Annotated in this window: 10 protein-coding genes; 8 read left to right on the forward strand and 2 right to left on the reverse strand. The window is 37.3% G+C overall.

Annotation, left to right across the window (positions count from 1 at the left end):
• Positions 1-61 precede the first annotated feature (61 nt).
• From rppH to H4J38_RS05935, 5 genes are all read left to right on the forward strand, one after another.
• Positions 62-568, forward strand: a complete 507-nt coding sequence (gene rppH, locus H4J38_RS05915) for an RNA pyrophosphohydrolase (RefSeq protein WP_182130815.1) — start codon at positions 62-64, stop codon at positions 566-568.
• A 198-nt stretch (positions 569-766) separates the two neighbouring features.
• Entirely contained in the window at positions 767-3,046 is a 2,280-nt protein-coding gene (ptsP, locus tag H4J38_RS05920) for a phosphoenolpyruvate--protein phosphotransferase (protein ID WP_182130479.1), read from the forward strand.
• 47 nt (positions 3,047-3,093) lie between these two features.
• Positions 3,094-3,888 (forward strand): sulfite exporter TauE/SafE family protein, encoded by a 795-nt coding sequence (locus H4J38_RS05925; protein ID WP_182130481.1) that lies wholly within the window; start codon positions 3,094-3,096, stop codon positions 3,886-3,888.
• 209 nt (positions 3,889-4,097) lie between these two features.
• On the forward strand, positions 4,098-4,931 hold the full coding sequence (locus H4J38_RS05930; protein ID WP_182130482.1) for a thymidylate synthase: 834 nt from the start codon (positions 4,098-4,100) through the stop codon (positions 4,929-4,931).
• Between the two features lie 397 nt (positions 4,932-5,328).
• Positions 5,329-6,168: an HDOD domain-containing protein gene (locus H4J38_RS05935; protein WP_182130484.1), complete on the forward strand. Its 840-nt coding sequence runs from the start codon at positions 5,329-5,331 to the stop codon at positions 6,166-6,168.
• Between the two features lie 206 nt (positions 6,169-6,374).
• On the opposite strand, the gene rdgC is transcribed toward H4J38_RS05935, so the two are convergent.
• Together rdgC and H4J38_RS05945 are read right to left on the reverse strand one after the other, a co-directional pair.
• Positions 6,375-7,295, reverse strand: a complete 921-nt coding sequence (gene rdgC, locus H4J38_RS05940; protein WP_182130486.1) for a recombination-associated protein RdgC — start codon at positions 7,293-7,295, stop codon at positions 6,375-6,377.
• 114 nt (positions 7,296-7,409) lie between these two features.
• Entirely contained in the window at positions 7,410-9,161 is a 1,752-nt protein-coding gene (locus H4J38_RS05945; protein ID WP_182130488.1) for a sensor histidine kinase, read from the reverse strand.
• 320 nt (positions 9,162-9,481) lie between these two features.
• On the opposite strand from H4J38_RS05945, the gene H4J38_RS05950 reads away from it, so the two are divergent.
• The 3 genes from H4J38_RS05950 to phoR all read left to right on the forward strand — a co-directional run bounded on the left by H4J38_RS05950 (position 9,482) and on the right by phoR (position 12,674).
• The gene (locus H4J38_RS05950; protein WP_182130490.1) at positions 9,482-10,408 is read left to right on the forward strand and encodes a porin; all 927 of its coding nucleotides are present in this window, start codon (positions 9,482-9,484) and stop codon (positions 10,406-10,408) included.
• A gap of 258 nt (positions 10,409-10,666) precedes the next feature.
• A complete protein-coding gene (gene phoB, locus H4J38_RS05955; protein ID WP_182130492.1) occupies positions 10,667-11,368 on the forward strand; it encodes a phosphate regulon transcriptional regulator PhoB in 702 nt (233 codons plus the stop codon).
• 10 nt (positions 11,369-11,378) lie between these two features.
• Positions 11,379-12,674, forward strand: a complete 1,296-nt coding sequence (phoR, locus tag H4J38_RS05960) for a phosphate regulon sensor histidine kinase PhoR (RefSeq protein WP_182130494.1) — start codon at positions 11,379-11,381, stop codon at positions 12,672-12,674.
• Positions 12,675-12,903 lie beyond the last annotated feature (229 nt).

Here is a 12,903-nt window from a genome sequence, read left to right on the forward strand (position 1 = left end):
TTGCCCAAAAGTCCAGAGTGTGGAAGAATCAAAGCATTATTTAATGCTGTCAGGAGTTCCTGTGATAGATGCCGAAGGCTATCGAGCCAACGTCGGCATAGTAATAATCAATGACAGGGGACAAGTATTTTGGGCAAGGCGTTTTGGTCAGCATTCTTGGCAATATCCACAAGGTGGCGTTGACGAGGGTGAATCTGCAGAGCAAACCATGTACCGGGAATTAGACGAAGAAGTCGGTTTAAAACCTGAACATGTTAAAATTGTAGCGACCACTAAGCATTGGTTAAGATATAAATTACCAAAAAGGTTAATTAGGCACGAAAGTTTACCCGTATGTATTGGTCAAAAGCAGAAATGGTTTTTACTGCAATTGACAGCACCAGAGTCAGCGGTTGATTTGTTACATTCAAGTCATCCAGAGTTTGATGACTGGCGTTGGGTTTCTTACTGGTATCCAGTAAGACAAGTTGTGTCATTTAAACGCGAGGTTTATCGCAAAGTGATGAAAGAATTTGCTCTAGCGGCAATGCCTAGTTTTCGTCAAGAGCGTCGCCGACGTCGTGCTTAACTATTAATCAACCTAGATTATTATTATGTCTTGTAAAATAGCTCACTTCGGTGAGCTATTTAGTTTAACGTTATTGAATTATCATAGATAATATATCTAACATCATTAAGTTGTGCTGAGTTAGCACTTGTCATTTCAATCATACTAGTTTGTATGATGTCTACATGCACAAAAAAGAACTAACCTAAAGGGACGGTAATGCTTACTATTTTGCGCCGAATTGTTCTAGAGTTTAGTCAAGCATCAGAGCTTGACCAGGCGCTATTGCGCTTAGTTAGCCAGATTAAAGACGCACTTTCTACCCAATGTTGTTCAGTATATTTAGCTGATCATCAGAAACAACACTTCATTTTAATGGCGTCTAACGGCTTAGCAACAAATGCCTTTGGCCGCACCAGCGTTGGTTTTACCGAAGGACTTGTTGGTCTAGTTGGGCAACGTGAAGAACCCATCAATATTGCCAACGCCCAGCAACATCCTGATTTTATTCATGCACCAGAAGTAGAAGAAGAAAATTTTAAAGCCTTTTTAGGTACGCCAATTATTCATCAACGTAAAGTCTTGGGCATATTAACTGTGCAGCAAGAACAAGCCCGTGTTTTTAATGAAAACGAAGAAGCATTTCTGGTGACACTGTCGGCTCAGCTTGCAACCGCATTGGCCAGTGTTGAAGCACAAGGAATGATTGAGTTATGTCATGGTAATCAAAGCCTAGGTAAGAACCTTATAGGTATAGGTGGTGCGCCTGGAGTTGCGATTGGTGAAATGATTGTCGTGCATCCCAAAGCAGACCTATCCACTATTGCGGTTGACAAAACCTATGATAGCCAACAGCAGTTAATAATTTTTAATGATGCGGCAAGTCGTACAATTGCTGAATTCTCTCAGATGAGTGAAAAGTTAAAAGCAATAATTTCAGACAACAGTCTCGATATTTTTGATGTGTATAAGCAATTGCTTGAGAGTGATAATTTCAAAGCCGAAGTTATCGCTAAAATAACGCAAGGTTGGAATGCACAAAGTGCTCTCAAATTGGTTGTTGATCATTATGTTATGAAATTTGAAGCTTTAGATGATGAATACTTGCGTGAGCGTGCCTATGATATTAAAGATTTAGGTAATCGATTATTAAATAATATTCAAAACTTGGCCGAACAGGACCAAAAATTACCTGAGCAATTCATATTGGTTGCAGAAGATGTGAGTGCAACCATGCTCGCTGAATATCAGCACCTTGGGTTGTTGGGAATTGTTTCAATCACAGGTTCAAATAACTCTCACACTGCCATTTTAGCTAAAGCTTTAAATATTCCAGCGATTATGGGCGTTGACTATTTTGCTATTCGTCAGTTGCATAAAAAGCATGCCATTTTAGATGGGTACGCTTATCAGCTTTATGTAAATCCAGGTGAGGCACTGATTAATGAATATCAACATATTCTAGCGGCAGAAAATTTACTCAATTTACAAGTAAAAGAAGCTGAACATTTACCTGCGTCGACAAAAGACGCCCACAGCGTCAGCTTATTAATTAATGCTGGTTTATCGGCAGGGTTTGAATACTCACAAAATGTCGGTGCTGATGGCGTTGGCTTGTATCGTACTGAAATTCCATTCATGAATCGCAGTTGTTTTCCATCTGAGTCAGAACAAACGGTGTTATATCGTCAAGTGTTAGCGTCATTCGAGGGCAAGCCGGTCACCATGCGAACCTTAGATGTGGGTGGCGATAAATCACTCCCTTATTTTCCCATTATTGAAGCTAACCCATTTTTAGGTTGGCGTGGTATTCGTATTACACTCGATCACCCCGAGATATTTTTAGTGCAAATTCGAGCCATGATGAAGGCAAATCATGGCATTGGTAACTTAGCTATCATGTTACCGATGATTTCCAGTATCACGGAAGTAGATGAAGCTATTAGGCTGATTAATCAGGCATATTTTGAGCTTACAACAGAATTATTTTGTGAAGAAGGTCACACGTTAGAACGACCAAAAATAGGGGTGATGATTGAAGTGCCGGGCATTATTTTTCAGTTAGAAGATTTAGCAGCGAAAGTTGACTTTTTCTCTGTTGGCAGCAATGACTTAACGCAATATTTATTAGCCGTTGATCGTAATAATAGCCGTGTAGCAAGTTTATATGACTTTTATCATCCCGCGGTTTTACGTGCACTGAACTATATCGCGCAAAAAAGCCAAGAAAAAAGTGTGCCATTAAGCATTTGTGGTGAATTGGCAAATGAACCTACCGGTGCGCTTTTACTTATCGCTATGGGATATGAAAACTTAAGTATGAGTGCACATAGTCTTGCAAAAGTTAAATGGGTGATTCGTCATGTAAAATATCACGAGTTAACACAAATTTTAACTCAGGTATTGAGCTTAACGAATACCCAAGAAGTACATAGTTATATGCATGAGCAATTAGTTAAATTAGGGTTAGGAGACTTTGTTCATGCAAGATTACAATAAGTGCTTTACAGCACCTTTATTACGCCATTATAAGTTAAGTGATTTCGATGTTTATTAGTGTTTTTGCAGCTTGTGCCCTGCTGGGCGCAGTGGTTGGTTTTTTTGCCGGTTTACTGGGTATTGGTGGCGGGCTAATTATTGTGCCCGTATTGGTATATTTATTACCATTATTAGGTATAAGTGCCGAGCTAGCTTTTCCTATGGCGCTTGCAACGTCTTTGGCTTCGATTATGTTTACTTCCACCTCTGCCGCTTTTGCCCATCATAAAAATGGTAATATTCCTTGGCCGCTGGCAAAAAGCCTAGTAATAACGGTAGCCATTGGTGCTGTACTTGGCGCTATTATCGCTGGGTTACTGTCATTAAAAGCTTTAACAACTATATTTGGTAGCGCGGTACTTATTTTAGCGCTCTACATGTTCTTATCGATTAAAATCGAGCGCAGTGTGCCATTACCCACGAAATGGTGGTTACAATTTATTGGGCTGTTTACTGGCGTTTTAGCAAGCTTAATGGGTATTGCTGGTGGGGCGATATTGGTACCTATTTTAATGTATTGCTCATTGTCTATGCGACAAGCTATTGGTGTTGCTACCGCTTGTGGCATTATTGTCGCGTTATTTGGTACTTTGGGCTATGTCTTTGTCGGTTTGGGACGAAGTGACCTGCCGCCTTGGAGTATCGGTTATATCTATTTGCCTGCTTTATTAGGCATAGTATTAACGTCATCATTATTTGCGCCACTTGGTGTTAAAGCAGGTGCTAAATTGTCATTACCTTATTTGAAAAAAGGCTTCGCACTATTTTTGATGTTAGTAGCAATTAAAATGATGTGGTATTAGGCACAGCGTTGTTCACTTTTATCATAATAATGTTGCCTAGTAGCTGACAATTTCATGCCAAAAAATGCTAAGTACTGATAAACTGCAAGTATTGTAAATCAGTCGTTATCATTATCGCGCTGATATTACGTATTTGGCAGCAACTAATCCCATGTTAATTAATTAACTTGGTTCAATTGTTCTTATTAATAACGTTAAAGGAAAACCTAGTGAAAGCATATCTTGATTTAATGCGCCATGTTAGAGACGAAGGGGTTGAAAAATCTGATCGTACCGGCACGGGTACTAAAAGTATATTTGGTCATCAAATGCGTTTTGATCTTGCAAAAGGTTTTCCGTTAGTAACCACGAAAAAGTGTCACCTTAAGTCGATAATTCATGAGTTATTATGGTTTATAAAGGGCGAGTCTAATATCGCTTATTTACAGCAAAACGGCGTAAAAATTTGGGATGCTTGGGCAACCGAAGAAGGTGAACTCGGTCCAGTATATGGCGTGCAATGGCGTAACTGGCCAGCAATAAATGGGGCAACCATTGACCAATTAGCGCAACTAATTGATGATTTAAAAAATAATCCTGACTCGCGCAGACATATTATAACTGCTTGGAATCCTGCGTTACTGCCTGATACCTCAATAAGTCCATCTGCAAATGCAGCATTAGGTAAACAAGCCTTGCCGCCATGTCATACGCTGTTTCAGTTTTATGTTTTAAATGGCAAGTTGAGCTGTCAGTTATATCAAAGAAGTGCTGATATTTTCCTTGGGGTGCCCTTTAATATCGCCAGTTATGCTTTATTTACCATGATGATTGCGCAAGTTTGTGATTTAGAACTTGGTGACTTTGTACATACTTTTGGTGACGCACATTTATACTTAAATCATCTTGAGCAAGTAGACGAGCAATTAACACGTGAGCCTTTAGCGTTACCCAATATGTGGATTAATCCTGAAGTTAAAAGTATTTTTGATTTTACTTTTGAAGATTTTGAATTACAAAACTATCAAGCTCATCCTCATATTAAAGCGGCTATTTCAGTTTAATGCTGGGCTTATAAAAATAGAAATAAACGAATAGTTATTAAATAAAGAGTGCTAAGGCGCTCCTTATTTATGCCATAAAATGATTTCAGTAGATAGCTACATCTATCAAAGTATACCTCACCAGATCACCATTAATTTATTTACTTTCCATAGCTAGAGCCAAGCTTATTGCCCCTTATTTTCTGTTTATGGCTAGCATATGGCATCGCTACTTTTAGATAACGCTTAACACTACCTAGCGATAAGTTAGCACCACAACAAGGTATTAACTTATCTATATAGATCAAACTTTCGACTAAAAATTATAAAACCATCAATAGCAGGCTTTTAATTACTAAAATTTAAATGTATGGTGGTAAATTGGAGAATTAATAAACGTTGATAGCAAGGAGATTTCATGGGCGCAGAAAACGCACTTTATATAATATTGATCGAAAAAATAAGACAAGATGCGTTAGTGTTACCTACCTTACCCGAAATAGCGTTAAAAGTGAGACAAGCTACAGATGACCCAAATATTAATTTAGGGCAAATGAGCGACATTATTGCCCACGATGCGGCATTATCTTTAGGGATGTTAAAAGTAGCAAATAGCGTTGCATTCGGTCGAGAAGTTAAGGTTGAGTCAGTCGCTAAAGCTGTAACTCGTATCGGCTTAAGACAAATTAAAAGTATTGCAACGGCAATGGCTGTTGAGCAAATGTTTGTCTCTAATAATCAAGTTGTTGCAGAGTATATGCAAAGGTCGTGGCGTAAAACCGTTGATGTTGCCTCGGTTGCTATCGCACTCATGACCTTATATGTACAAAAAAATAAACAAACCACACTCACGCTTGATAGCTTAACATTAGCTGCGCTGATTCATAATATTGGTATTTTACCAATATTAACAGAAGCAGAAGGTCATCCTGAAGTATTTGCTAATCCAACATTTTTAAACAAAGCCATTATAAAATTTTCTAATGAGATTGGTGGTGAAGTGACAAAATCTTGGGGTTTTTCTGAAGAGTTTACTGAATTAGTGATGTCTTGGAGTGATTTAACTCTGTTGCCAAAAGAGGCTCATTACCTTGACTTTATTCGGGCAGGGGCGGTTTATCATGAAATATTTAAAAGTGAGTCAACACGAGACTTTTTACTTAAAAGCTATGTAGCTAAAGGTATTTTACCTAAAGTAAAGTTTATGGACTCAGATGAATTCAGTGAAATGTTAGCAAAAGCTAGAGCTATGTTTTAGTTGAATTAATAGTGAGTTGATTTACTTTGTTGTCCCTTGAGTTGTTATTATTTAGCTATTAATCCTATTAATTTAAGTCGATTGCTATAAATTGAAAGTATAAAAAAAAGCGCTGGTTAGCGCCTTTTTCATCATTATTAAACTTTAGAAGTACTTTTAACTGTTAATTAGGCTTCTAAATTGTTTATCTAACCTATTCTTCTAACTTATGCTTCTAAGTAATCGCTAGCTTTTAGTGAAAACTCAGCTAATAGATTATCTATAAAACGATTTAACTCGCCTGCCATTAAGGCAAAGTCAGCATCGAGCTTAGCTACTACGTCATCACCATCTATATCGTCGTTTTGCTCTTGAATAACGTCATAGAATTTAAGGCGTTTGATAGCCAAATCGTCACATAATATAAACGATAAGGATTCGTCCCATTCTAGGGCAATTTTTACGACGTATTTATCAGCGTCTAAGTGTGCTTTAATTTCTTCGCTAGTGAGATCTTGGTTTTTAACTCTTACCACTGCGCCGTCATCGCCTAAAGCATTAAATTCTGCTTCCATACCCAATTGAAAGTTAGTACCTAAGTTACTTTCCACTAACCATTCAGTCATGACTTCATCTGGAGCTTTTTCTGGTGACGGAGTCGTTACTGGCAATGTGCCAAGTGACTTACGCAAAAGTGCTAAAAAGTCTTCAGCTTTACCTCTACTACTAGTATCGATAACAATAATGTTATGAACCGGGTTGATGTAAGCACGGGTGTCACTAAAGCGAGAAAATGCGCGAGGTAATAACTCAAAAATAATATCTTCTTTAAATTGCTCTTTTTCTTTTTTAGTGGCGCCGCGTGATTGTTCTGCTTCTAATTGCGCTACTTTTTGTTCGATCATATCTTTAACAACAGGAGCAGGTAGAATTTTTTCTTCTTTGCGGGCACATAATAAATAATTACCGTTTACCGCGTGTACGGTTGTATCGCCGTGCTTGCCTAATGCATTGACCCAACCAAAATGTGATTGCTCAGTCGAAGCACAAGGAGTAAATAAATTTTCAGATAATTGCTTTTCTAAATCTTCTTCAGAACATTCAAAAGGGCTAGTAAAGGCAAAAAAGTAAAGGTTTTTAAACCACATTAAGATAATCCTATGCCCGATAACAGTGGGCGAATAATTGAAAAACGACGGCTATATTACCGTACTTATTTGTATCACGCACGACTTAGATTATTCTCGCTTGTTAACTAGTGTTCATCGCATATTATCAAACTTAATATCGTAAGTGAGACCTTCTCCAAGGACAGAACTTGCATTAACACTGCCATTTAATGTGTCGTTTACAAGATTATGGACTATGTGGGTGCCTAAGCCTGTGCCACCTCTATTTCCTGCTGTAGTATAAAATGGGTCAAAGAGGTGTTCTAATTGTTCGCTAGTTAAACCCTGGCCATTGTCTTTATAGGTGATATGAACGTGCTCACCGTTAAATTGCACTAAAATGTTAATGACACCGCGATTTTTATCTTTAAAACCATGGATGACTGAATTAATGATTAAGTTAGTAAATATTTGAGAAATAGCGCCAGCATGACAATATATTTCAGAATCTTTAGGGCAATCTACCTTAATTGAGTGGTTGGTTTTTTTCAATTTAGGGTGTAATGAATGAATAATTTCATCAATATATTTGCCAAGATTAACATGACGAATTTTTTCACTTATCTGATCAACCGCCACTTGTTTATAACTAGTGATTAATTCAGATGCACGTTCTAGGTTTTTTAATAATAAGGTCAGGCCTTGTTCTGAATTCTCTGTAAAATCATTAAGCACGCGTTTTGACAGTTTATTGTTATCTATGTCTGATTTAAGCTCAGTGAGTAAGTCTGCCAGATAAGATGTCGACGTTATGCTGACACCTATTGGAGTATTAATTTCATGGGTAACTTCTGCAGACATACTGCCAAGAACAGCCATTTTTTCAGCATCAAGTAAACGCTCTTGCGCTTTTTTTAATTCGATAATAGAACTTTTTAATTCGTGATTTGTACCCAGTAGGGTTTTTTCTGTGATGCTTCTGCGGCTATTTTCAGCTTGTAGCTTTTTCTGCTGTTCGAGTAGCTCACGCTGCTGCATTTCCATTTTTAACATGGTGGTACTCAGTGAAGATGTTTTACGCGCCACCTCTTGCTCAAGCATCAGGTTTTGCTCATCAAGCTTACTGTTAGCAGATATAATTTTACTTTGTGCAAGGGTGAGCTTCTCTTTGTAGACCACCAGTTCATCAATTAAATTATTGTAGGCATTTTGGAGAATATTTAATTCGTTATTTTCGTAGTTAATTATGTGCAGTTTAGATGCCTCTGGATCGTCTATATCAAACTGGTTAATTTGTTCGGTTAATTCGTTCAGTGGGTTGGTTAAAAGGCTTGAGAAAGCCAAAGAAAATAATATCACCAGAGCTGCTGTTTTAACCATGGCATTACCGATTAAAAAATAGATACCGACCTGTATTCGGTTAAAAATCACTTCGTTGCTTGATAATAAAGTTACTGAGCCAACTTGGGTCGTACGTCCTGAAAACTCAAAAATTAATGGAAAGGCATGACCAAACAAACCACTGTTGTGGGAGGAAACATTAAAATATTTACGGTTATCAGTGTCATCGTCAACCGACTCAATATAAAGGGTTTCTTCATCAGGGGCTAAGCCTAATTGTGCGATGATCTTGTTGTTTTCATCAGTAACCGCTATGCCTTTAATCATTGGTATAGCGACTAAGCCTTCCGCGATAGATATCGCTTGCTGGGTATTAAGCTCCCATACAGCGCGAGTTAAACTGCCACTAAAGGTTTTCTCTAGCGTTAATAGTTCATTGGCAATATGGTTTTTAGTATTGATGTATTCTGCACCAATCTGCACACAAGTAACGATAAATGTCAGGACGAAGTAAAACGACAACACTCGTGTAAGTAATTTTCGTGACAGGCTAGTTGCTTTCATTAAATATTTCTTTTATTTAGTATTTCTTGATTCTAGCTGTTTTAGATAAGGTTAAAAGTTTTTTTTAAAATTTAATGACTTTTAATTAATAATCTGGAGTTTAGATAAAAGCAGTTACTTCAGCCCAACGTATTAAAAATGACGGTATGTCATTAATTTACTGAAAAAAATAATAAAAGTTTGATGTCGATGTTATTAAAAATTGTAATTTTTGTTAAAATTGTGGAAAATTATTTCTAGATGTCACAAAAATGTCATAAAGGTTAGGCAAAATGAACGCAATTATTTTTTAGCCATAATCAATTCTTAAAGGTATCAACATGAAACATACTTACAACAAAATCGCTGTCGTTTTATTGTCTTCTTTATCATTGTCGGCATTTGCAGCTGATGTTGAAGTTTACGGTAAAGCAAATCTTTCTTTGCAATCTTCAGATGAAGGAGAAGGGTCATTCACCGAAGTCAAAAGTAACGCTTCGCGCATTGGGCTTAAAGGAACACATGAACTCAGCGATGGCTTAACGGTTATCTATAAAGCAGAGTTTCAGGTTGACTTAGATGGTGATAGTGCAAAAGGTGATAGCATTACTGATCGTAACCAGTATGTTGGCTTAGCCGGTAGTTTTGGTGAGGTTTTATTGGGTAAAAATGACACTATGCTTAAGCAATCACAAGGCAAAGTTGATTTGTTTAGTGATTTAAATGGTGATATCAAAAGTTTATGGAAAGGTGAAAACCGCATGGCGGACACACTTTCTTATAAATCACCTAAATTTAATAATTTTCAAGTAGGTGTTACTTATATCGCTGAAGATGCCGTTGACGAAGAAGATGGTGTTTCTGTAGCGGTATTTTACGGTGACGCTAAATTGAAAAAATCAAAAATATTCGCCTCAGTTGCTGTTGATGCAGAAGTTAATGGCTATGATATCACTCGTGCAACGGTGCAAGGTAAAGTGTCAGGTGTTGTTTTAGGTGCTATGTTGCAAATTCAAGAAAAAGTTGACGGTAGCGATGAAATGGATGGTTTCATGGTATCGGCTAAATATAAAATGGATAAAATAACCTTTAAAGGCCAATATCAAGCGGCTGACTTTAAAGATGGCGATGATAAATCTGGTATTACTATTGGTGCAGATTATTCATTAGCCAAAAGCACTAAGTTATACACTTTCTATACTACCTTTGATATGGACAGTGGCGAAGACCAAGACTACTTAGCTGCGGGTATTGAATATAACTTTTAATATCGATGGTAGGTTTTTGTCATCAAAAGATATAAGGGTAAACAGCTTTTAGTCATATCTAATTATTAAGCCGCATTATGCGGCTTTTTTCTTGCCTAATTGTTTGGTATCGATGATCATAACAACAATAACAAACAGATTGATTTTGCTAAGGGCTTAATAAATTAACCCAATGGTAATAATTCTATCGTTGTCATGAAACTGTCACAATAATTTATCACAATGTTTACTATACGATTAGGCGATTAGGAAGGATACATGAGTAGACAGATTTTGGTTGTTGAAGACGAAGCTCCAATAAGAGAAATGATCACCTTTGTTTTAGAGCAAAATGGTTTCAATGCCATAGAAGCTGAAACGATAGAGCAAGCACAAGCTAAAATTAAAGAACCTTATCCCGATTTAATTTTGCTTGATTGGATGTTACCTGGTGGCACGGGCGTAAAGTTAGCCAAATCATTAAAACAAAATGAGTATACCCGTACTATTCCAATTATCATGTTAACAGCAAGAGCAGACGAAGATGATAAAGTTAAAGGTTTTGATGCGGGTATCGATGACTATGTAACTAAACCTTTTTCACCGAAAGAATTAATTGCTCGTATTAAAGCGGTTATTCGTCGAGTATCGCCTACCGCGTTGGAAGAGGCGATTGATTTTCACGGCATTAATCTTGATCCGGTAGCGCACCGGGTGTCAATTAATGATAAAAGTTTAGATCTTGGGCCAACGGAGTTTCGTTTGTTACATTTTTTCCTGACCCACACTGAACGGGTTTATAGCCGAGAGCAGTTACTTGATAACGTATGGGGCACAAACGTTTATGTTGAAGATAGAACGGTTGATGTGCATATTCGACGTTTGCGTAAAGCTATTTCTGGTGAAGGTCACGAAGACTTTATTCAGACTGTACGGGGTTCTGGTTATCGCTTTTCGGGCAAGATTCAAACCTCAGGTTAATCGTTAATTTATGTATTTTCGCATCTCAGCCAGAACGCTTTTTACGCGTATTATTAGTTTACTGATTATCAGTGGTTTTGTTGGCTATTTATTTGACCAAACATTTCTCGTTGTAAGTCTTGTATCACTATGTCTGCTTGCCTGGCATTACAACCACTTATTCAAATTGATAAAGTGGTTGTGGCTAGGTAAATCTATAGCACCACCACAAGCTAATGGAATTTGGGGCCGTATATACGATGGTCTTTATCGCCGAATTCGCAAACAACGTTTAAAACAAAAGCAATTGAATGAACGTATTCGCAAGTTTCGTGATGGTGCTGAAGCACTGCCAGATGCGGCATTAGTGCTGTCAACTGAACTGATTATTTTGTGGGGAAACAAAAAAGCATCACAACTTTTGGGTGTGCGTTGGCCTGAAGATGTTGGTTTACGTATCAATAATTTGATTCGATTTCCTGAATTTTCTAAATATTTAGACGATGGTGACTTTGATAGCCCTTGTTTAATTATTTCACCAATAAATAATGAGTTACAGCTTGAGCTACGTATGATGGCTTACGGCAGTGATCAAATTTTATTATTAGCGCGAGATATTAGTAAAATACAACGGCTAGAAGAAATGCGTCGTGATTTTGTTGCTAATGTTTCTCATGAGCTAAAAACTCCATTAACTGTGGTGCGCGGTTATGTTGAAATGGTACAAGCTAGCGATGCTGCGCTGGAGCCTCATTGGCAAAAAGCTTTCACCACAATAGAAACACAAGTATCACGAATGGATAGGCTAGTTGAGCAACTGTTGGTGTTATCAAGGGTTGAGAATAATGTCGATGCTGATAATCATCAACAAATCGACTTATCGCGTTTGATCCTAACAATACTTGAAGAAGTGAAGTGGTTAAATCAAGATAAAAACCATGCTATTCACGAAAACATTTCGCCTAATATAAGCATTAATGGCAATGAACACGAACTAAAAAGTGCTTGCTTGAATTTAATTTCAAATGCCATTGCTTATACTCCTGCAAATGGTGTTATTGCTGTGACGCTTCGAAATGATGGCAATAAAATACGTTTTAGTGTTAAAGATAATGGCTCTGGTATTAAACCTGAACATGTTAATCGTTTAACTGAACGTTTTTTCCGTGTCGATAAGTCAAGGTCACGCAATACCGGTGGCTCTGGGTTAGGTTTAGCGATAGTTAAGCACGTGTTGAATCACCATCATGGTGAGCTTTCAATTGAGAGTGAATGGCAAAAAGGTAGTGAGTTTATTATCTGTTTCAGTCCTGAAATAGCTAAATAATAGGCTTGTTAATATGCTTACCCACATTACTAAATCTCATTGTCGGGTTATTTTTCTATCTTAAGATTTAAATAACATATCTAAGAATAATAAAAGTCATTTGCAATTAATTTTACCTTTATTGTCTGTATAGTTTTGACTACCCAATCTATCACTTAGCAACGTTAAAACGCTATATACTTTGTGCCTATAAACTTGGTCAGCAAGTCAGCTTTAAATATAAAGCTCA

Origin of the sequence: Colwellia sp. BRX10-3 (genome assembly GCF_014077505.1) — a bacterium.
Lineage (GTDB): Bacteria > Pseudomonadota > Gammaproteobacteria > Enterobacterales > Alteromonadaceae > Cognaticolwellia.